A 19,823-nucleotide genomic window follows, 5' to 3' on the forward strand; every position below is an offset into this window, starting at 1 on the left:
CGCCCGCCTGCTCTACTCAAACTGTTCTCGACGCGGAAAGGGCGGCGCACTTTTAACGTCGCCACCCCCTGAAGCCCGTCGCTCGTTTCGTCCTACGCTGGTGTCGTCCCGTTTTCGGACCGGCGCGCGTTTCTTGCAAAAGCGATACCGGTTTTGCAATCGAATCCGGCGCCCGACATGCAGGCGCGGTGTCCGACAGCGAAACCAACCCATCTGCCGCAGAAAATGCCCCGGACCTCTTAAACTTCGATTAACCCTGTTTTTGCAGCCAAACCATGGATTTGGCGAGTCTTTTCGCGCGGACCTGATACCGCGCGGGCGGATCGGGCCGAAATGTGCTCAACTGGCGACAGGGCGCCGGGCGTCCCATCTACACGTTGCGGTTGGTGCGTCCGGACAGTTCCCCGAAGCCTTCGATCAGCGCCTCGGTGCCGTCCATCTCGGCCATCCTGGCCTTCACGTCCCTCAACCAGCCCATGTTCGGCTCGCTCGGCTCCTCGCCCAGCGCCAGCTCGGCATCCTTCAATTCCCTAAGTAAGGAGTGCCATTGCCGATGCAAGGCAACCAGCTGATGCCAGGTCGCAAGAACGTCATCGCGCGCCGCGCCCGATTTGGTCGCCCACACCGCCGCCGTCGTGATCGCGCGCTCAACCCGTTGAAGAAGCTCGGAAAAGCCTGCCTTCTCCAGATCGGCCCGCATCTTCTCGGCCTGCTCGTCCGGATCCGGCGAATGGTGATGGTCGTGGGCGAAGGCGGCGATGATGGCGGCGCGGAGCTTGTGCGCCTCGGGATGGGCCAGTTCCAGCGCGGCGACCTCCTCCAGGTGGTCGTGCAGGAGCCAGGGGTGGTTGATCAGGCACTGCAGGATCAGGGCCTCCCGGCGCGAGATCGCCGAGCGCTGGCCGCGCATGATCGGGCTCATGGCGAGCTGCGGGCTGGCCGCCTGGTAGGGGCCGCGGGCCATGGCCTGGCCTGTGGATGGCGGTCCGCCGCGGCGACCGCCTCCTGTGGATAACCGCCCAGGCTGTCCGGAACCGGGACTGCGGGGAGCAAAACGCCGTCCTGATTCGGCACCGAAGCCGCGGCCAAACCCCCGGCCGCCGTCCGGGGCGAACGCCCGGTACAGCCGGTCGCCGAGATCCTGCTTGTAGTAGCGCCGTACCACCTCGTCGGCGATGCCGCCGGTGAGCTGGCCGATCCGCGCCTCCAGCGCGGCACGGCGCTCCGGGGTGTTGAAGCTGCCGCCCTCGATCTCGCGCGACCAGATCACCTCGGCGAGGGGTTTTGCGATTTTGAGCACCTCCTCGACCGCGCCGCGACCGCCGGAGCGGACGAGGTCGTCGGGATCCTGTCCCTCGGGCAAGAGCGCGAAGCGCAGGCTCTTGCCAGGCTTGAGATGCGGCAAAGCAAGGTCTGCGGCCCGATAGGCCGCCTTTTGGCCGGCGCGGTCGCCATCGAAACACAGGATCGGCTCGTCGACCATCTTCCAGATCAGCGAAAGCTGGCTCTCGGTCAGCGCGGTGCCGAGCGGCGCCACGGCGCCGGCAAAGCCGGCCGCGACCAGCGCAATGACATCGACATAGCCCTCGACCACGATCATCGGCGCGCCGTTATGGGCGGCCTGACGGGCGCTGGCGAGATTGTAGAGGTTGTCGCCCTTGTGGAAGAGCGGCGTCTCCGGCGAGTTCAGGTATTTCGCCGGCACGTCCTTCTGCAGCGCGCGGCCGCCGAAGGCGATGACGCGTCCGCGGAGATCGGTGATCGGGAACATCACGCGGTCGCGGAAGCGATCATACGGCACGGGAATGTCGTCGCCGCCGACCAGCAATCCCGCCTCGACCATGTCGGCCACCGGGACGCCCTGGGCGCCGAGATATTCCTTCAAGCCGAACCGATCCGGCGGCGCGTAGCCAAGCCGGAATTGGAGCTGCGTCTGCGGCAGGATCGCGCGATCGGCAAGATAGCCGCGGGCGCGCGCGCCATGACGGGACGCCAGCGTGTCAGAAAAGAACTTCGCCGCCAGCTCCATCACGTCGTACAGCGTCTTGCGCTGCCGCTCCTGGCGCGCCGCGTCGGGCGTGACCGCGGGCAGCGCCAGGCCGGCGATTCCCGCGAGCCGCTCCACGGCTTCGGGGAAGCTGCAGCCCTCGGTCTCCATCACGAAGTCGAAGATGTTGCCGTGCTTGCCGGACGAGAAGTCGTGATAAAAACCCTTCTGGTCGTTGACGTAGAAGGACGGCGTCTTCTCCTGCTGGAACGGCGACAGCCCCTTCCACTCGCGCCCGGCCTTCTTGAGCTTCACGCGCTTGCCGACGACGTCCGAGACCGGAAGCCGGGCGCGCAGCTCATCGAGAAATTCCGGCGTGAAGCGGGCCATGAGCGGGCTGGTGGTCCTGTGGTGGTGGCCTAGGCATATAGGCACCCGTGTACGAAATGTGAACTTCCTCCGGCTTGTCCGGGCTATTCACAGGCACGGCCCTCTCCTCTCGTCATTCCGGGGCGCCCGCAGGGCGAGCCCGGAATCCATAACCACGACCAGTCGTGAGGCGGGACGGCCGCGCCACTGCGTGTCCTCGCACCGTTTGTGGTTATGGATTCCGGGCCCATCGCTGCGCGATGTCCCGGAATGACGGCGCGGAGAGACTTAGGGCGCCAAAAACCGTCCCGAGGCGATGCGGGCGACCTCGTCCACGGGCCAGTTGTACACGTAGGTCCAGGCCTCGCGGGCCGCGCCGTCGGCCAGCGTCACTGCGAGGCACCGGCGCAGATATTCGGTGGGCGCGGCGAAGCCCTCGCCGCAGGCCTCGTACATGTCGAACTCGCGCAGCATCGGCTCGGGCTGGCGCAGCCGGAACAGTTCGCCATGGACGAGATCGGCCGCGTCATCGGACAGGACCAGGCCGGGATAATGCTGGATGCGGTACAACCGGCCACGGCAGCTTGCCTCGGCGACAAAATCGGCATTGGCCGACAACAGCCGCGCCATCGGATGGTCGAAGCCGCGCATCAGCGTGCCGTAGACGAACAGGAGATCGGTGGTCATGGCCCGTCTATAGCGGCGATCGCCGATGATGCGAAGCGGCGGCCGGCCGCGCCTTTCTCTGCTCAGGCGGCCGCGATCTCATCGCTGACGACGTGGAATTTGGTCAGGGTCATCAGGCCGAACGAGGTCGACAGCGCGACGTCGGCGGCGTCCCGTCCGGTCGCCATCAGGATGCGACCGATGCGCGGCACGTTGTGGCGGGCATCGAACGTGTACCACCGGCCCGAGAGATAGACCTCGAACCAGCCCGAGAAATCCATCGGGACAGGGTCCGGCGGCACGCCGATGTCGCCGAGATAACCGGTGCAATAGCGAGCCGGAATGCCCGTGCAGCGGCAGAAGGTCAGCGCGAGGTGGGCGAAGTCGCGGCAGACGCCGGCGCGCTGCTGATAGACGTCGTGCGCCGACTTCATGGCGTGGGCGTGCTCATAGCCGAACGTGACGTGGCTGTGCACGAAGTCGCAGATCGCCTGCACGCGCGCCCATCCCGCCGGCGCGCTGCCGAACAACGACCAGGCGACCTCGGCCAGCTTGTCGGTCTCGCAATAGCGGCTCGGCATCAGATACAGCAGAAGCTCATCGGGCAGCTGCTCGATCGACAGTTGCTGGGCGCCGGGATCGATCGCGTCCGGCCGCCCGCTGTCGCGGACGATGGCGCTGCCGTGGAAGGTGACCCCGCCGGCCGGCGCCACCAGCCGTCCACAGAGATTGCCGAAGCTGTCGTTGTAGAATTTGATCGGCACCTTGGGCTCGGTCGTGATCGTCTCGGTGCCGACGATGTCGGGAAAGCGCGACGGATGGATCGACAGCATGATCACCATCGGCGTTGCCGCCGGAGCCGCATAGGCGATCTCAAATCCAACCTTGATCAGCATGAAGGCTCCTTCGCCCCGTTCGAGCGGCACGATGCGCCAGCCTCATCCAGCCCGGACCGTAGGCCCATTGCGAACTTCTGTCTTGTGAATGATCGCCAGAATCAGCATCGTTTGGGCGACCATCATGATGTCCGCCGGCCCAATCCTCATCCGTCTGCCCAATCCGAGATCGGTCTGCCGCTTCATGAAGCAACGGGAGGCAGCATGACCGTGTCCGGCACGAGCAACACTCATCGACTCCTCCAGCCAGACGAAGTTCCACCCGTGCTCGAGCGCAACGCCGATGGGGCGTCGGCCTTGTTCTTCACGTGCGATCACTATGGCCGCCTGCTGCCGCGCGCACTCGGCGATCTCGGCCTGCCCGAAAGCGAACTGGAGCGGCACATCGCCTGGGACATCGGTATCGCCGGCGTCGCGGAGGCCGTATCGCGGGCGCTCGATGCGCATCTGATCGCGCAGCGCTATTCGCGGCTGGTGATCGACTGCAACCGCTCGCCGAAGGCGCCGAACGCGATTCCGATGATCAGCGAGCGCACCACGATCCCCGGCAATGAGGGTCTGACGCATGAGGACGCCGAGCTCCGGCGCCGCGCGATCTTCGATCCCTATCACGACCGCATCACCGAGGTGCTCGATGCGCGCAAGGCCGCGGGGCGGCCGACCATCCTCGTCTCGCTGCACAGCTTCACGCCGGTCTATGCGGGCATCGCGCGGCCCTGGCACATTGGCACGCTGTATCAGCACGACCGTGTGCTGCCGCCGCTGCTGTTGAGGGCGTTGCGGGCCGAGCCCGATCTCGTGGTGGGCGACAATCAGCCCTATGCGGTCGGCGACGGCACCGACTACACCATCCCCCTGCATGGCGAGGCGCGCGGGCTGATCAATTCCGGCATCGAGATTCGTCAGAACGAAATCGCCGAGCCCGAGGACCAGCAGCGCTGGGCCGAGCGGCTGATCCGCATTCTCGGCGAGATCGAGGTCGAGCTGCGCAGCAAGGGTCTCGCTTAGCCCGCTACTCCGTCATGTCGGAGGCGTCGTGATGGGCGAGCAGGCCCGCGAGCCGCCACAGCGCCGTGCGCAGATCGTCATGGCTCGGCAGGCCGAGCGCGAGCCGCACCGCGTTCGGTGAATGGCCGTGCGCCACCGCAAACGCGCTCGCCGGCGTGATCGCGATGCCGGCGCGCGCGGCCGCGGCGGTCAAGGCTTCGGCGCGCCAGCCCTCCGGCAGATGCAGCCAGACATGGTAGGAGCGCGGATCGGCCTCGATGTGATGGCCGGCGAGGCACTCGGCGACGATCGCCTGCCGCACCAGCGCGTCGGCCCGCTTGCGCCTGGTGATCTCGGCCGCCGTGCCGTCGGCGAGCAGCCCCATGCCGGCGGCCAGCGCCAGCGACGTCACCGACCAGGCCCCGGTGCGCACCGTGGCGGCGAATTTTTCGCGCATGCTTCCCGGCACGTAGAGAAAACCGACCGCAATCCCCGGCGCGAGCCGCTTGGCAAGGCTGTCGACCACGACGACACGCTCCTCGGCCTGCGTCGCCAGCGAGACCTGATCGCTGAGGAAGCCGTAGACGAGGTCCTCGATGATCATCAGCTCGTGCTTGCGCACCAGACGCACGATCTCCTCGCGCCTCGCCTCGCTCATCGTCAGGCCGAGCGGATTCTGCATCACCGGCTGGATGTAGATCGCGTTGAGCGCGCTCGCGCGGTGCGCCTTGGTCAGGGCATCCGGGCGGACGCCCTCGCCGTCCATCGCGAGCGGCACCAGGGTCACGCCCAGCCGCGCCGCGATGCCCTTGATCATCGGATAGGTGACGGCCTCGACGCCGAGCCGGCCACCGACCGGCACCAGCGCCGAGATCGCCGCAGCCAGCGACTGCCGACCACTGCCGGCGAAGACGAAGTTCTCCGCGCGCGGGCGCCAGCGCTCGCTGGCGAAGAAGGCCGCGGCGGTGCGCCCGGCCTCGGCCAGCCGCCGCTGCGTGATCGGCGCCAGCACCGGCGCCAGCTTCTCCGGCCGCTGCCATGCGGCAAGCGACTTCGCGATCAGGGCCGCCTGATCCGGCAGGGTCGGGAAATTGAACTCGAGATCGATGCGGCCATCGAACGGCTCCAGCCGCAGCGAGGGTGGTACCGGTACCGCCTCTCCCGCGACGAAGGTGCCGCGCCCGACCTCGCCCACGACCAGACCCCTGCGCAATAATTCGGCATAGACGCGCGCTGCCGTGGATGCGGCAATTCCCCGTTCATAGGCGAACTGACGCTGCGGCGGCAGCCGGTCGCCGGCCTTCAGCCTGCCGTTGGCGATGTCCTCGGCAATGTCGTCCACCAGGGCCGTATACGAAGCATTCATGCTATATTGCACCGAGAGCAATGTTTCGATTGCACCGAGATATGTACTGCGCGATTGCTCTTCGAACAACGCAATTGAAGAGCGATAGGTGACTCATGGCATATTCCCTGGCGCAGCGTTGGGCAACTCCGCAGGTTGCCCACGGAAAGAGCAATTTGCTCCAGGTCCCGCAACTCTGGCTGCGGCGCCTGTTCTGGCGGTCCGAACTGGCGATGCTCGATCGCGAGCAGATGCGCGACTGCGGCCTTGATCCCGTGGTCGTGCAGGAAGAGGCCAACAAGCCGTTCTGGCGCGACTGACGCCGACATCGAGGAGGGCACCGCAATGCTCGCGCTTCCGTTCCATCAAGTCGACGTGTTCTCCAAGGTCGCCTTCAAAGGCAACCCGCTCGCCGTGATCGCCGAGGCCGACGGCCTCGACGATGCAGCGATGCAGGCGATCGCCAACTGGACCAATCTGTCCGAGACGACCTTCCTGTCACGCGCTCAGAATCCGGGCGCTGATTATCGCGTGCGCATCTTCACCCCGCAGCGCGAACTGCCTTTTGCGGGCCATCCGACGCTCGGCTCATGCCACGTATGGCTCGCGCTCGGCGGCCGGCCAAAGGGCGAGCATGTGGTGCAGGAATGCGGCGCGGGCCTCGTGCGCATCAAGCGTGACGGAGATCGCCTCGCCTTCGCCGCCCCGCCCCTCCGCCGCTCCGGCGCCGTCGATGCCGAGCTGACGAGCAGGATCGCAGCAGCGCTCGGCATCCCAACGAGCACGATGCGCGCCGTGCAGTGGATCGACAACGGCCCGGGCTGGATCGGCGTGCTGATCGACTCGCGCCGCGCGCTGCTCGACATCCGCTACAATCCGGCGTCGCTGCCGCAACAGCCGATCGGCGTTGTTGCGCCATGGGATCGGGCGCAAGATGGCACAGATGCCGACTACGAGGTCCGCGGCTTCATGTGGGGCGGCGGCGAGGACCCGGTGACGGGCAGCCTCAATGCAAGTCTGGCGCAATGGCTGATCGGAGCCGGAATTGCTCCGAAGCAATATGTCGCCTCCCAGGGCACCGTGCTCGGTCGCGCCGGCCGCGTCCATGTCGCGCAGGACGGCGACACGATCTGGATCGGCGGCGACGTCGCGCCGGTGGTGAAGGGGACGATCAGCCTGTAGCGCGCGTCAGCAGACGGCGATGCGGCCGCGGGGCCGAACGCGTGCTCACCGTGCCCGGGTCAGCGCCAGCCACACGCCGCCGCCGATCATGAAGCCGCCGGAGATGCGCGACACCAGCCGCGTCCGCCTGGCCGAGAACAGTTTTCGCGCACGGCCCGCGAGCAGCGCATAGATCGCGTCGGTGAGACCCGCGATCACCATGAAAGTGACGCCGAGCAAACCGACCTGCGGCACGTGATCCCGGCTCATGTCCATGAACTGCGGCAGGAACGCGCCGAAGAACACCATCACCTTCGGGTTTGAGAGCAGCACCAGCAGCCCCTGCAGGAAAAAGCCGCCGCGCGGCGGCGGTGGCGGCGCCTCGCCCGCAGAGATCCCCTCGATCGGCGAGCGGATGAGCTGAATTCCGAGCCACACCAGATAGGCCGCACCGACCAGCCGCACCCATTCGAACCAATAGCCCATCGTGGCCATCAGCGACGTCAGGCCGACGGCGACGATGCCGATCGCGATCGCCAGCCCGGTCTGCACGCCGGCGATATTGATGAGCGCGGCGCGGGTCCCGTGGCGCAGACCGTTGGCGATCAGCAGCGTCACGACGGGACCCGGCAGCAGCGCCAGCCCGATACAGGCGGCGACGAAGGCGAGATAGACTTGCAGGGACATGAGGCGCCTCGATGCGAATGAGGCGCTCACTAATGCACGACATGTCTGCAGAGGAAAGCCCGCTTGTCCTCGCGCGATCCACAGCGCAGCGTTCTTGACACGCAACCATTTGGTTGCCTATTCTTTCTCACATGGATGATGTCTTCAAGGCGCTTGCGGACGGCTCACGACGCGCCCTGCTCGACAGGCTCCACGCGCGGAACGGGCAAACCCTGACCGAACTCTGCGACGGCCTCGCGATGACGCGACAGGCCGTGACCAAGCACCTTGCCATTCTGGAAGCGGCCAATCTGGTCGCGACGATCCGGCATGGCCGCGAGAAGCTGCACTATCTCAATCCGGTGCCGATCCATCACATCGGGGAGCGCTGGATCAGGAAATTCGAGCGCGGCAAGCTCGCCGCGCTCAGCGAGTTGAAGCGGCAATTGGAGGAGCGCGATGAGTAAGCCCGAATTCGTCTACGTCACGTATATCGCGACGACGCCCGAGAAATTGTGGGAAGCGCTGACATCAAACGAATTCGCAAAGCGCTACTGGTTCGGCACCGAACTGCATTCCGACTGGCGCGTCGGCTCGCCGTTCACGCTGGTGACCGACGGGATGGCGACGGATGTCGGCCAGATTCTGGAGTTCGATCCGCCACGCCGGCTCTCCTACACCTTCCAGCACGTCCTGAAAGACGAGTTTCGCAACGAGCAGCCGACCAAGGTCGTGTTCGCGATCGAACAGCACGGCAACTCCGTCAAGCTGACCCTGACGCATGAAGGCTTCGAAGGGGCACGGAGATTGCTCGATGCGGTTTCCAACGGCTGGCCCGCGATCATGTCCGGCCTAAAAAGTCTGCTTGAGACCGGAACGGCGCTGGTGATCCCGATGTCAGCGCTCGGCAAGGGAGTCTGAGCGATGGATCTTGCAAAGTTCAAGCCCGCCACCGTCTACACGATCTACATCGCCGCCAGCCCTGAGAAGGTGTGGCAGGCGCTGACCTCCGCCGAGTTCAGCCGGCAATATTTCTTCGGCTTCGCCGTGGAAGCCGAACTGAGGGCGGGCGGCGCCTTCATCGTGCGCGCGCCGGACGGCTCCGAACACATCAGCGGCCAGGTGATCGTCTGCGAGCCGCCGCACCGGCTGACCGTCACCTGGGACGTCAACTGGCCCGGCCTCGTCGAGGCACTGGGCCGCACGCTCGTGACCTATGAGATCGAACCGGCCGGCGACGCCGTCCGTCTCACGATGACTGAAGCGCATGAGCGGCCGCTCTCCGACGACATCCTGTCTGGCGGACGCCAGGGCTGGCCGGCCATCCTGTCGAGCCTCAAGAGCGTGCTCGAGACGGGCAAGCCGCTCGCGGTGAAGATGACGCCGCCGACGCGCATGCTGGCGGCCCTGAAGGCGATGGGGATTGCAGTACCTTAAACGACAAGGCCTGCTACGACACCGCGGCGATCTGTGGGATGCTGGCGAGGACGGCGCCGACCTGGACCGCATTGCTCAGCATGCCACCCCAATGTAACCAACGCAGCCGACGCAGGGCCGTCGCATCGCCAGAATCCCTGTCGCGGATACGCGCGTCCATCTGCCGCAGAAACCAGCGGCGCGAGAGCAGCGCGAACGCCGCGATCAGCCCAATGCCCAGCCCCAGAACGGGGCGGCCGTCGGCCAGCACGGCGAGCGCGCCGATGCCGCCAGCGATCGAAAGCGCCACGAAGTAGGAGTCGAACATGCCGCGCAGGAGCCGGGTGACCGGCACGATGTCGAGCCGCACCAGCAGAAAGGCCGGCGCGGCCAGCAGCAGATAGAACATCGGCAGCAACAAGACGATCGTGGCAAACAACGCGATGTTGTCCGGCATCATCCTCCTCCGACATTGGGGCCGGCCGGACCACCGGCGAGCCGCGTTTCGAAACGAGCCCGTTCGACGGCGTCCATGCGCCATCGAACCTACGTCGCGGCTCGCCCTTGCCTTATGCCGGAGCTACGATCCGGCGGTACAGATGCCAGGTCGCATGGCCCAGCACCGGCACAGTGACCAGCAGCCCGAGGAAGTACGGTAATGCCGAAATGATCAGCAGCACGGTGATGACGGCGGCCCAGCCGATCATCGGGCCGGGACTCGTCACGACCGCGCGCACGCTGGTGATCATCGCCGTCACGAAATCGACGTCGCGCTCCAGCAGCAGCGGAAACGACACGACCGTGAGCGAGAACAGCACCAGCGATAGAGCGGCGCCGTCGAGATTGCCGATCGCGAGGAAGAGCAGACCCTCGTTGGTCGTCAGCACCACGGTCATGAACTCCTTGATGCTGGAGAACGAGGCATTGAGCCCGAGCAGCAGCGCGATCAGGAGGCGCACCTGGTACATCCAGATGATGAAGAAAAATAGCGTCACGAACGCCATCCAGCCGATCTCGCCGCGCGAAGTGATCGTGCGCCAGATCCCGCCATAGGAAATCGGCTGGCCGAGTTCGCGGCGGCGGCTGACCTCGTAGAGACCGATCGCGACGAACGGGCCGATCAGCGCAAACCCTGCGGCCAGCGGATAGGCCAAGTAGACCATCCCGAAGGCGGTGACGCACAGCACGATGCTGATGCCGCCGAGTACATAGATCAGCCCGAAAGCAAGGCCGAACATGGGCTGAGCCTGAAAATCGCGGAGGCCTTGCGTCAAGGCTTCGGCAATATCGGCCGTGGTGATGCGGCGCACCACGGGATCGGATCGTCCCGAGACGGATGCGGTCATCGGCGGTCCCTCCTGAATGTTGTTGTTGCCGTGATGCTAACAGCGGGAGGGCGGGGATTTCAATTTCAACTTGTGGGCAGAGGGGCGGAGCGATCACATATGACGATGCAGTTTTGCACTCGTCTGTCGCCATCCGTCGTGCCGCGCGGGACTGCCAGCGAGGCGAGGGAGCCAGGCGCACCATTGGGCACCCACGAACGGGAGCCCCCTACCCCCGCGCCCGCAACTCCCGCCTCAGCACCTTGCCGGTCGCCGTCATCGGCAGGGTGTCGGTGAATTCAACGTGGCGCGGGTATTCGTGCGCGGCAAGCTTCACTTTGACGAAGTCCTGGATCTCTCGCGACAGCGTGTCATTTGCAACGAAGCCAGGGCGCAGCACGATCCACGCCTTGATGGCCTCCGTGCGCACCGGGTCGGGAATGCCGACGACGGCCGCCAGCGCGACTGCCGGATGCTTGAGCAGCGTGTCCTCGATCTCCGCCGGGCCGATGCGATAGCCGGCCGACGTGATGACATCGTCCTCGCGGCTCGCATACCAGAAATAGCCGTCGTCATCCTGGGTGCCGAGATCGCCTGTCAGCAGCACGTCGCCCGCGAACTTCTTCTGCGTCGCCTCCGGATTGCGCCAATATTCGATCATGGTGCAGGGATTGGGCTGGCGCACGCCGATGATGCCCCTCTCTCCGCGCGGCAGCTCCTCGCCCTTGTCGTTGACGATCAGCACCTCGAAGCCCGGCGTCGCCTTGCCCATCGAGCCCGGCCGGATCGGAAACAGCCTCGCATTGTTGCCGACGACGAGATTGCATTCGGTCTGGCCGTAGATCTCGTGCGCATCGATGCCGAAGGTCGCGCGCACCCAGTCGAGCAGCTCGGCGCCGAGCGACTCGCCGCCGGTGAGGATGCTGCGCAGCTTGACGCCCTCGTGCTTGACATTGGCCTGGCGCATCAACTTCAGCGCGGTCGGGGGCAGGAACACGTTGCGGACGGCGTAGTCCGCCATCAGTTGCATTGCGGCCTGCGGCTCGAATTTCCTGGCGCGATAACCGATCATCGGGATCGCGTGATACCATGCAGGAAACAGCGCATCGAACAGGCCGCCGATCCATGCCCAATCCGCCGGCGTCCACATGACGTCGCCGGGCTTCGGCAGGAAGCCGTGCACCATCTCGACATTGGGCAGGTGGCCGAGCAGTACGCGATGGGCGTGCAGCGCGCCCTTGGGATTTCCGGTCGTACCCGAGGTATAGATGATGATGGCAGGGTCGTCGCTCGACGTGGCGACGGTCGGGAATTGATCGGAGGCGCGCTCCAGCGTCGGCCAGAAGGCTTGGGCGCCGAGGCCGTCGCCGTCAGTGACATAGATCGTCTTGAGTTCCGGCAGGCGGTCGCGAATGCGCGCGAGCTTCGCAAGGCCCGTGGCGTCGGTGACGACGACCTTGGCGCCGGAGTTCTGCAGCCGGAATTGCAGCGCGTCCTCGCCGAACAGCGTGAACAGCGGCACCGAGACGAGACCGGCGCGGAACGCCGCCAGATGGACGATCGGCAGCTCCAGCGACTGCGACAGGAACACCGCGACGCGGTCGCCCTGCGCGAGACCATCGGCCTTCAATACGTTGGCGAAGCGGCAGGAGTAATCGCGCAGCTCATCGAATGAGACGCGCCGTGCGGCGCCGTCCTCTTCGACGACGATCAGCGCCAGGCGCCCCGAGCCGTCGGCGTGGCGATCGCAGGTCGCGACCGCGATGTTGAACTGCGCCGGGATGTCCCAGCGGAAGTCGCGAGTGAGCTGGTCGTAGTCGGACGTTTCCTTGAGCATTGTTCTCTCCGTCATGGCCAGGCGAAGACCCGCCTGCGGGGCCGAAGCCCCTTCGGCGCGGCGAAGGCCCGGCCATCCACGTCTTTCTTCTTGATGACAGTCTTAAAGACGTGGATGCCCGGGACAAGCCCGGGCATGACGATGTGGGGATGCATGGGCGCTTCGCGTCGCGCGGCCTAGCCCGACAGCGCCGCCTTCACCAGCGCGCTCGCCTTGGCGAAATCCATCTGCCCGGTGTACTTGGCCTTCAGCACGGCGATCACCTTGCCCATGTCCTTCATGCCGGCGGCGCCGGTCTCGGCGACTGCAGCGGAGATGGCGGTCTTCACCTCGTCGTCGCTCATCTGCTTCGGCAGATAGGCCGAGATGACCGCGATCTCCTCGCGCTCGCCGGCGGCGAGCTCAGCGCGGCCGCCCTTTTCATACAGCTCGACCGACTCCTGACGCTGCTTGATCATCTTCTGCAGCACCGCGAGCACGTCGGCGTCGGTCAAGGGCGGCTTGCCTTCGCCGCGCGCGGCGATGTCGGCGTTCTTCAAGGTCGAGTTCACCATGCGAAGGGTGGACAGCTTGCGCTCGTCCTTGGCCTTCATCGCCTCCTTGACCGCATTGTTGATGTCGTCGCGCAGCATGCTCTCGCCCTCTCAAAATCCATTGGCGCTGGTCTAGGCGGTTCGCCCACCCGAAACAACACGGTTCCGCATCCGTTCCGGTCGGATGCCTCGAAACTCCGGCCGAATTGACCGAAATCGCATGTGAATCGGCCGCTTCCCGCTTTGACGCCGCGCGCCTGGGGCACTATGTAGGGGCCTCATGACACACATCGATACTGACGCCGCCTGGCCGGACCATAAACCGACCGCGCTCCTCGTGCTCGCCGACGGCACGGTGCTGGAAGGCTACGGCCTCGGCGCCGAAGGCCACGCCGTGGGCGAGGTCTGCTTCAACACCGCCATGACCGGCTATGAGGAGATCCTGACGGATCCGTCCTATGCCGGCCAGCTCATCACCTTCACCTTCCCGCATATCGGCAATGTCGGCACCAACGACGAGGATATCGAGACGGTGAACATGGCGGCGACGCCGGGCGCACGCGGGGTGATCCTGCGCACCGCGATCACCGATCCGTCGAACTACCGCGCCACCCGCCATCTCGACCAGTGGCTGCGTGCGCGCGGAATCATCGGGCTGTCCGGCATCGACACCCGGGCGCTGACCGCGCTGATCCGCTCCAAGGGCATGCCGAACGCCGTGATCGCGCATGCCAAGGACGGCAATTTCGACCTCGACGCCCTGAAGAAGGAAGCGCGGGAATGGCCCGGCCTGGAGGGCATGGACCTCGTGCCGATGGTGACCTCCGCCCAGCGCTTCACCTGGGACGAGACCCCCTGGGTGTGGAACGAGGGCTTCGGCCGACAGGTCAATCCGGAGTTCAACGTCGTCGCGATCGACTACGGCATCAAGCGCAACATCCTGCGCCTGCTCGCCGGCGTCGGCTGCAAGGTGACGGTGGTGCCGGCGACGACGCCGGCCGAGGACATCCTGGCGATGAAGCCGGACGGCGTGTTCCTGTCGAACGGACCCGGCGATCCCGCGGCGACCGGTAAATATGCCGTGCCGGTCATTCAGCAGGTGATTTCGTCGGGCACACCGACCTTCGGCATCTGCCTCGGCCATCAGATGCTCGGGCTTGCGGTCGGCGCCAAGACCAAGAAGATGCACCAGGGCCATCACGGCGCCAACCATCCGGTCAAGGACGAGACCACTGGCAAGGTCGAGATCACCTCGATGAACCATGGCTTCGCGGTCGACCAGGACACGTTGCCATCGGGCGCGACGCAGACCCACATCTCGCTGTTCGACGGCTCGAATTGCGGCATCCAGCTCGAGGGCAAACCGGTGTTCTCGGTGCAGTACCACCCGGAAGCTTCGCCCGGCCCGCGCGACTCGCATTACCTCTTTCAGCGCTTCGCCGAGCTGATGCGCGAGAAGAAGCGCGCCTAAGGAAACAATGATGCGGCGTCGATTGGATCTACAGTCGATTTCTGACCAGATCTTGATGATCCTGCATCATCGTTTCTTCGACGACACAACGACCTATCTTACGTTCGCACAAATTAGGTCGGCGCTTGCGGCACAGCCAGCAAACGCGATCAGAATGGAGTTGACTCAACTAGTAAGTCAGCGAGACGTGGAGCAGCGGACTGAAACGCGTGAAAAATCGACTTTTGCTGGTATAGCGATTCAAGGAGGCGCGACTTACGAGGTTGCCTTGGATGGCTACAGAATTTCGAAAAGCGGACTTATTAAGGTCGACCGCTTCGAAGATGAATTCTACGCAAAATTGCAGCGCGATCTAGCCCTCGATGAGTTGACGCTTCCCGCTGGGTCGGAAGGTGACTTGTGGGAGCCGATACCGCTTGATGGCTCCGATGAAGCCCAACGAAGAGCTGTTGAAAAATTAGATGACGTGATTGAGAAACTCCGGGGCGACAATGGCTACGCCGCAACCCGTCCGGAGGAAAAGACATTTATCCTGGACAAACTTTCGATGGCCGCGAGACGGCTGAAGGAAGATAAGCAGATTACTTGGATGTACTTGAACGAATTCGCTCTCAAGCCATTGGGGGCTTTGATTCAGCAGTTCGGCAAAGCTGCAATTGGGGTGGCAGCTCTCGTTGCCAAAGATTCTCTTCTCAACTGGCTCAAGAGCAAAGGCTTTAGCATTCTTGATGGCCTAGTGAAGTAGACAACCTACTTGGGTGAGCACGGAGCTCGCGGCCTCTGCCGCCGTTGAATTTTAGCTTATGCTCGGGTCACCGGAGGCTCCAATGTCTGCGATCAAGGAGGGGGTTGAGCCGCTGGCGATCGTGTTCGAAGATGACGGCCTGGTGCCGAACAATCCGATGCCGTTTCTGGTCTACAAGAACGCCATTGATCTCGGCCGCCAGTGTCGAGCGCGTGTTCGCGGCCAATGGCTGGGGCGACATGTGGCGCAACGGCGTCTACGACTATCTGCACTATCATGCGACCGTGCACGAGGCGCTGGGTGTCGCCGCCGGAACGGCGCGGGTCCGCTTCGGCGGCGATCAGGGCCGGGAGCTGGAGCTCAGGCCGGGCGACGTCGCCATCCTGCCGGCCGGCACTGGACATCAATGCATCGCTGCCAGCAGCGATTTCTGCATCGTCGGCGCCTATCCGCCCGGACCGAAGATGCAGATCACGCGGCCGACGCCGGAGAACCACGCCCGCGCATCGAAAACCATTCCGGAGGTGCCGCTGCCCGCGACCGATCCTGTGCTCGGCGCGGGCGGCCCGCTCACGCGCCTGTGGCACCAGGCGCGCTGATCAGGCGCAATACAGCCGATACAGCGTCTGCAGGATCTCGCGGACCTCCCGGCTCGCCAGCCGATAGTAGATGGTCTGGCCATCGCGCCGGGTGGCGACGAGATCGAGCGCGCGCATCTTCGCGAGATGCTGAGACAGCGCCGCCTGTCGCAACCCGACCTGTTCGGCGAGATCGCCGACCGCGCGCTCGCCGTCGATGAGGTTGCAGAGCACCATGAGGCGCTTCGAATTCGCCATGGCAGCGAGCAGGCCCGCCGCCTCCTCCGCCTTGTCGTCGAGCGCCGCCACCATGGCCTCACGGGTTTTGCGCCTGGCCTGTGTTGTCATGATTGTTACTTCTTCATTTTCGTATATATGCAATAATGCACATGATAGCCGATTGCAACATGCCCCCGACGAGGAATCAAGGACGATATGATCACGGAGTATACAGCGGTCACGGCGCTCGCAGGCGGCGCCCTCATCGGCGCTGCAGCCGTCATGCTGATGGGCCTGACCGGCCGTATTGCCGGCGTCAGCGGCATCGCCGCGCGGCTGTTGCCACCCTGGGACGGTGCGCTCGCTGGCCGGCTCGCCTTCATAGGAGGGCTGGTCGCCGCCGCCCTTGCAGTCCGCATCGTCAGCGGGAGCCTGCCGCCGCTGAAGCTGGAGGTCGGTCCGATCGATATGGTTGCAGCCGGGCTGCTGGTCGGCTTCGGGGCGGTCTGGGGCAACGGCTGCACCTCGGGTCATGGCGTCTGCGGCATCGCCAGCCTCTCGCCGCGCTCGATCGTCGCCACGCTGGTGTTCATGGCCACCGCGGTCGCGACCACCTTCCTCGTTCGCCACGTGCTGTGAGGCACCATGATCATTTTCGTCCAGTTCACCGTCGGCCTCATCTTCGGACTCGGGCTGCTGCTCTCGGGCATGTCCAATCCAGAGAAGGTGCTCAACTTCCTCGATTTCGCGGCGATCCGCTTCGGCGGCTGGGATCCGAGCCTGATCCTCGTGATGGCTGGAGCGGTGGGGGTCACCTTCGCCGGCTTCCGACTGGTTTTCCGGCGCCGGCGTCCCGTCCTCGGTGACCAATTCCACCTGCCATCCTTTCAGACGCTGGATTGGCGGATCGCAACCGGCCCTGCGATCTTCGGCATCGGCTGGGGCCTCGCCGGCATCTGCCCGGGCCCGGCCTTCGTGGCGCTCGGCTACGGCTCGCCTGCCATCGTCCTGTTCGTCACGGCCATGATGATCGGAATGGCCGCAGCCCGCATGCTCGCGAGCCGCCGGCCCTCGCTCGCCGCAGTCGCTTCAGAATGAGGGAGGCTTGAATGTCCGGCATTCCTCATCCGGTCGACCTGTCAGTGAAACCCGAGGTCACACCGTTCTTCGATCGCGCCACCAACACCGTCAGCTATGTGGTCAAGGACCCAGGCTCGCGGGCCTGCGCGGTGATCGATTCGGTCATGGACATCGACTATGCATCGGGGCGCATCGCACCGCATTCGGCCGACGAGATCATTCGCCTGATCGAGGATCGCGGCTGGCAACTGGACTGGCTGATCGAGACCCATGTCCATGCCGACCATCTGTCGGCGGCGCCCTACATCCAGTCAAGGCTGGGCGGCAGGATCGGCATCGGCGCCAACATCAGGATGGTGCAGGAGACGTTCGGCAAGATCTTCAACGAAGGCACCGAGTTTCAGCGCGACGGCAGCCAGTTCGACCGCCTGTTCCATGATGGCGACACCTACCGGATCGGCGCAATCACCGCCTTCGCCATGCATACGCCGGGGCACACGCCGGCCTGCATGACTCATGTGATCGGAGACGCCGCCTTCGTCGGCGACACGCTATTCATGCCGGACGGCGGCTCGGCACGCGCCGACTTTCCTGGCGGCGATGCCCGCACGCTGTATCGCTCGATCCGCCGGGTGCTGGAGTTGCCTGACGCGACGCGGCTGTTCATGTGCCACGACTACGGTCCAAACGGCCGCGACATCCGCTGGGAAACGACGGTGGCCGAGCAGCGCGCGCACAACATCCACGTCCGCGACGGCATCACCGAGGATCAGTTCGTCGCCGCCCGCGAGGCGCGCGACCGCACCTTGGACATGCCCAAGCTGATCATCCCCTCCCTGCAGGTGAACATGAAGGCGGGACGGCTGCCGACGCCCGATCAGGACGGCCGGCGCTTCCTGAAAGTCCCGCTCAACGCACTCTAGGACACCCCTCGCCCCACCGACCACGCGGCAGACGTCGCGGCTCGGCTTTCCCATTTGGCAACGGCCGGGCGCCGGCGCGGCACGCCACTCCGGAGCATCGCAGGATGACCTTGTCCGCTGCCCAGCTTGCGCTCGGCTCGCTGTCGGGCTCTTTCGTCGGATTCACGCTCGGCCTGATCGGCGGGGGCGGATCGGTGCTGGCCGTGCCGCTCATGGTGTATCTGGTAGGCGTCGGCAATCCCCACGTCGCGATCGGCACGAGCGCGGTCGCCGTAGCGATCAACGCGGCGGCCAATCTCGCCAATCATGCCCGCTCCGGGAACGTCAAATGGCCTTGCGCGCTGGTGTTTGCTGCAACGGGCGTGGTCGGCGCCTTCGCTGGCTCGACGCTCGGCAAGATGGTCGACGGTCAGAAGCTGCTGCTGCTGTTCGCCCTGGTCATGATCGTGATCGGCCTCTTGATGCTGCGCAGGCGCGGCACGAACAGCCAGCTGGACGTCAAGCTTTCGCGCGACAATCTGTTGCCGCTCTTGGCATTCGGTTTCGGCACGGGAACACTGTCCGGCTTCTTCGGCATCGGCGGCGGCTTCCTGATCGTTCCGGCTCTGATGTTTGCGACGGGCATGCCGATCCTCTACGCGATCGGCTCCTCGCTCGTGTCCGTCACGGCGTTCGGACTGACGACCGCAGCAAACTACGCGCTGTCGGGACTGGTCGACTGGGCGCTGGCGGCGACCTTTCTCGTCGCCGGCATCGCCGGTGGCCTGGTCGGTGCGAAGCTGGCGGCTCGCCTGTCCGGTACGCGCGGCACCCTGAACAAGGTGTTTGCCACGGTGGTATTCGTGGTGGCGGCTTACATGATCTATCGGAGCTGGTCGGCACTCGGCCACTCCGCATAGCCTGGCATGGTATGAGCCGGAGGCCGGCATCGAGGCCGGACCGGCGCGCCACGTCCTCGCAGCGCGCCCGGACCTCAACTCGACGCTGGCCCGCCTACGCCGCGTTGCTGCCTTCCTGGCGGCTGGCTTCGAACAAGAACCAAGTGCGGCGCTCGGTCTCGTCGATGAAGGTCTCCAGCAGTCCCGCGGTGGCGGGATCGTCATTGTCGTCGCACAGCCCGTGCGCTTTCCGCATCGCAGCCGCGACGTGCTTGTTGTCCTCCATCAACTCCCGCAACATCTCGCGCGGCGGCACATACTCCTCGTTGTTGTCCTTGATGGTCTGCAGCTTGCTGATCTGGCTGATCGATTTCAGCGTGGTGCCACCGAGCTTGCGCACGCGCTCGGCGAGCTGGTCCGTGGTGGCAAAGATCGCGTCCGACTGCTCGTCGAGCATTTCGTGGTAGTCATGGAAATGCCGTCCGCTGACGTGCCAGTGGAAGTTCTTGGTCTTCAGATAGAGCGCAAAGGCGTCCGCAAGCAGCGTGTTCAATGCCGTCGAGATCTTGTTCACGGCATCCGGGGACAGATCGGTCGGGGTATCGAGCTCGGGGGCGGTCTTGTCGGTCTTTGCTTTACTCACGGCTTGGCCTTCCTGTTAGAAGCAGCGATGGACACGGATGATCGGACCCGTTAACGCTCGCTGACCCCTCCAGTTCCGATCAAGGAACTGTGTTTGCC

The 19,823-nt window shown here is 65.1% G+C and carries 23 protein-coding genes and 1 pseudogene; 13 read left to right on the plus strand and 11 right to left on the minus strand.

Annotated features, from left to right (window positions below; all coding sequences use genetic code 11):
* Positions 1-370: 370 nt before the first annotated feature.
* The 3 genes from dnaG to ACQR0W_RS14460 all read right to left on the minus strand — a co-directional run bounded on the left by dnaG (position 371) and on the right by ACQR0W_RS14460 (position 3,918).
* Positions 371-2,377: a DNA primase gene (dnaG, locus tag ACQR0W_RS14450; RefSeq protein WP_316171530.1), complete on the minus strand. Its 2,007-nt coding sequence runs from the start codon at positions 2,375-2,377 to the stop codon at positions 371-373.
* Between the two features lie 267 nt (positions 2,378-2,644).
* Complete coding sequence (locus tag ACQR0W_RS14455; protein WP_316171528.1) at positions 2,645-3,043, minus strand: gamma-glutamylcyclotransferase family protein; 399 nt, start codon at positions 3,041-3,043, stop codon at positions 2,645-2,647.
* A gap of 62 nt (positions 3,044-3,105) precedes the next feature.
* The gene (locus tag ACQR0W_RS14460) at positions 3,106-3,918 is read right to left on the minus strand and encodes a transglutaminase-like domain-containing protein (RefSeq protein ID WP_316171526.1); all 813 of its coding nucleotides are present in this window, start codon (positions 3,916-3,918) and stop codon (positions 3,106-3,108) included.
* Between the two features lie 204 nt (positions 3,919-4,122).
* On the opposite strand from ACQR0W_RS14460, the gene ACQR0W_RS14465 reads away from it, so the two are divergent.
* On the plus strand, positions 4,123-4,926 hold the full coding sequence (locus tag ACQR0W_RS14465; RefSeq protein WP_316171524.1) for an N-formylglutamate amidohydrolase: 804 nt from the start codon (positions 4,123-4,125) through the stop codon (positions 4,924-4,926).
* Positions 4,927-4,930: 4 nt separating this feature from the next.
* On the opposite strand, the gene ACQR0W_RS14470 is transcribed toward ACQR0W_RS14465, so the two are convergent.
* Positions 4,931-6,340: a PLP-dependent aminotransferase family protein gene (locus ACQR0W_RS14470; protein ID WP_315754592.1), complete on the minus strand. Its 1,410-nt coding sequence runs from the start codon at positions 6,338-6,340 to the stop codon at positions 4,931-4,933.
* Between the two features lie 86 nt (positions 6,341-6,426).
* Here ACQR0W_RS14470 and ACQR0W_RS14475 point away from each other — a divergent pair, with 86 nt between their 5' ends.
* Together ACQR0W_RS14475 and ACQR0W_RS14480 are read left to right on the plus strand one after the other, a co-directional pair.
* On the plus strand, positions 6,427-6,570 hold the full coding sequence (locus tag ACQR0W_RS14475) for a hypothetical protein (RefSeq protein ID WP_315717499.1): 144 nt from the start codon (positions 6,427-6,429) through the stop codon (positions 6,568-6,570).
* Between the two features lie 25 nt (positions 6,571-6,595).
* Positions 6,596-7,432: a PhzF family phenazine biosynthesis protein gene (locus ACQR0W_RS14480; protein WP_316171522.1), complete on the plus strand. Its 837-nt coding sequence runs from the start codon at positions 6,596-6,598 to the stop codon at positions 7,430-7,432.
* Between the two features lie 45 nt (positions 7,433-7,477).
* On the opposite strand, the gene ACQR0W_RS14485 is transcribed toward ACQR0W_RS14480, so the two are convergent.
* Entirely contained in the window at positions 7,478-8,098 is a 621-nt protein-coding gene (locus tag ACQR0W_RS14485) for a LysE family translocator (protein WP_316171520.1), read from the minus strand.
* A 131-nt stretch (positions 8,099-8,229) separates the two neighbouring features.
* Between ACQR0W_RS14485 and ACQR0W_RS14490 the strand changes: the two genes are divergently transcribed.
* Genes ACQR0W_RS14490 through ACQR0W_RS14500 form a run of 3 tightly spaced genes read left to right on the plus strand, consistent with a single transcriptional unit; the run spans position 8,230 to position 9,514 of the window.
* Positions 8,230-8,544 carry an ArsR/SmtB family transcription factor gene (locus ACQR0W_RS14490; protein ID WP_315754598.1) on the plus strand — a complete coding sequence of 105 codons (315 nt, stop codon included), beginning with the start codon at positions 8,230-8,232 and terminating at the stop codon, positions 8,542-8,544.
* Positions 8,537-8,998: an SRPBCC family protein gene (locus ACQR0W_RS14495; RefSeq protein WP_316171518.1), complete on the plus strand. Its 462-nt coding sequence runs from the start codon at positions 8,537-8,539 to the stop codon at positions 8,996-8,998. Before ACQR0W_RS14490 ends, ACQR0W_RS14495 begins: the two co-directional genes overlap by 8 nt.
* A gap of 3 nt (positions 8,999-9,001) precedes the next feature.
* A complete protein-coding gene (locus ACQR0W_RS14500; protein ID WP_315717504.1) occupies positions 9,002-9,514 on the plus strand; it encodes an SRPBCC family protein in 513 nt (170 codons plus the stop codon).
* A gap of 13 nt (positions 9,515-9,527) precedes the next feature.
* Here ACQR0W_RS14500 and ACQR0W_RS14505 read toward each other — a convergent pair whose 3' ends face one another.
* From ACQR0W_RS14505 to ACQR0W_RS14520, 4 genes are all read right to left on the minus strand, one after another.
* Positions 9,528-9,950 carry a hypothetical protein gene (locus ACQR0W_RS14505; RefSeq protein WP_315826724.1) on the minus strand — a complete coding sequence of 141 codons (423 nt, stop codon included), beginning with the start codon at positions 9,948-9,950 and terminating at the stop codon, positions 9,528-9,530.
* A gap of 112 nt (positions 9,951-10,062) precedes the next feature.
* Positions 10,063-10,839: a DUF2189 domain-containing protein gene (locus tag ACQR0W_RS14510; protein WP_315717506.1), complete on the minus strand. Its 777-nt coding sequence runs from the start codon at positions 10,837-10,839 to the stop codon at positions 10,063-10,065.
* Positions 10,840-11,047: 208 nt separating this feature from the next.
* Positions 11,048-12,655: an acyl-CoA synthetase gene (locus tag ACQR0W_RS14515; RefSeq protein ID WP_315717507.1), complete on the minus strand. Its 1,608-nt coding sequence runs from the start codon at positions 12,653-12,655 to the stop codon at positions 11,048-11,050.
* Positions 12,656-12,831: 176 nt separating this feature from the next.
* Positions 12,832-13,287 (minus strand): GatB/YqeY domain-containing protein, encoded by a 456-nt coding sequence (locus ACQR0W_RS14520; protein ID WP_315717508.1) that lies wholly within the window; start codon positions 13,285-13,287, stop codon positions 12,832-12,834.
* Positions 13,288-13,468: 181 nt separating this feature from the next.
* Between ACQR0W_RS14520 and carA the strand changes: the two genes are divergently transcribed.
* The 3 genes and pseudogenes from carA (at position 13,469) to ACQR0W_RS14535 (ending at position 16,003) form a co-directional block, all read left to right on the plus strand.
* Positions 13,469-14,659, plus strand: a complete 1,191-nt coding sequence (gene carA / locus ACQR0W_RS14525; protein ID WP_316171516.1) for a glutamine-hydrolyzing carbamoyl-phosphate synthase small subunit — start codon at positions 13,469-13,471, stop codon at positions 14,657-14,659.
* A gap of 10 nt (positions 14,660-14,669) precedes the next feature.
* Positions 14,670-15,404 (plus strand): hypothetical protein, encoded by a 735-nt coding sequence (locus tag ACQR0W_RS14530; RefSeq protein ID WP_316171514.1) that lies wholly within the window; start codon positions 14,670-14,672, stop codon positions 15,402-15,404.
* Between the two features lie 82 nt (positions 15,405-15,486).
* Positions 15,487-16,003: pseudogene (locus ACQR0W_RS14535) on the plus strand (cupin domain-containing protein).
* Here ACQR0W_RS14535 and ACQR0W_RS14540 read toward each other — a convergent pair.
* Positions 16,004-16,330 carry an ArsR/SmtB family transcription factor gene (locus tag ACQR0W_RS14540; protein ID WP_315717511.1) on the minus strand — a complete coding sequence of 109 codons (327 nt, stop codon included), beginning with the start codon at positions 16,328-16,330 and terminating at the stop codon, positions 16,004-16,006. It lies immediately after the preceding pseudogene.
* Positions 16,331-16,417: 87 nt separating this feature from the next.
* Between ACQR0W_RS14540 and ACQR0W_RS14545 the strand changes: the two genes are divergently transcribed.
* The 4 genes from ACQR0W_RS14545 to ACQR0W_RS14560 all read left to right on the plus strand — a co-directional run bounded on the left by ACQR0W_RS14545 (position 16,418) and on the right by ACQR0W_RS14560 (position 19,103).
* Complete coding sequence (locus tag ACQR0W_RS14545) at positions 16,418-16,840, plus strand: YeeE/YedE family protein (protein WP_315717512.1); 423 nt, start codon at positions 16,418-16,420, stop codon at positions 16,838-16,840.
* A 6-nt stretch (positions 16,841-16,846) separates the two neighbouring features.
* Positions 16,847-17,299, plus strand: coding sequence for a DUF6691 family protein (locus ACQR0W_RS14550; RefSeq protein WP_315717513.1), 453 nt, complete (start codon positions 16,847-16,849; stop codon positions 17,297-17,299).
* Positions 17,300-17,310: 11 nt separating this feature from the next.
* Positions 17,311-18,204: an MBL fold metallo-hydrolase gene (locus ACQR0W_RS14555; protein WP_315717514.1), complete on the plus strand. Its 894-nt coding sequence runs from the start codon at positions 17,311-17,313 to the stop codon at positions 18,202-18,204.
* Between the two features lie 104 nt (positions 18,205-18,308).
* Positions 18,309-19,103 (plus strand): sulfite exporter TauE/SafE family protein, encoded by a 795-nt coding sequence (locus tag ACQR0W_RS14560; RefSeq protein WP_315717515.1) that lies wholly within the window; start codon positions 18,309-18,311, stop codon positions 19,101-19,103.
* A gap of 94 nt (positions 19,104-19,197) precedes the next feature.
* Here ACQR0W_RS14560 and ACQR0W_RS14565 read toward each other — a convergent pair whose 3' ends face one another.
* The gene (locus ACQR0W_RS14565; protein WP_315717516.1) at positions 19,198-19,725 is read right to left on the minus strand and encodes a Dps family protein; all 528 of its coding nucleotides are present in this window, start codon (positions 19,723-19,725) and stop codon (positions 19,198-19,200) included.
* Positions 19,726-19,823: the final 98 nt, after the last annotated feature.

This window comes from Bradyrhizobium sp. HKCCYLRH1034, assembly GCF_051168375.1.
In the GTDB taxonomy this organism is placed as follows: Bacteria; Pseudomonadota; Alphaproteobacteria; order Rhizobiales; family Xanthobacteraceae; genus Bradyrhizobium.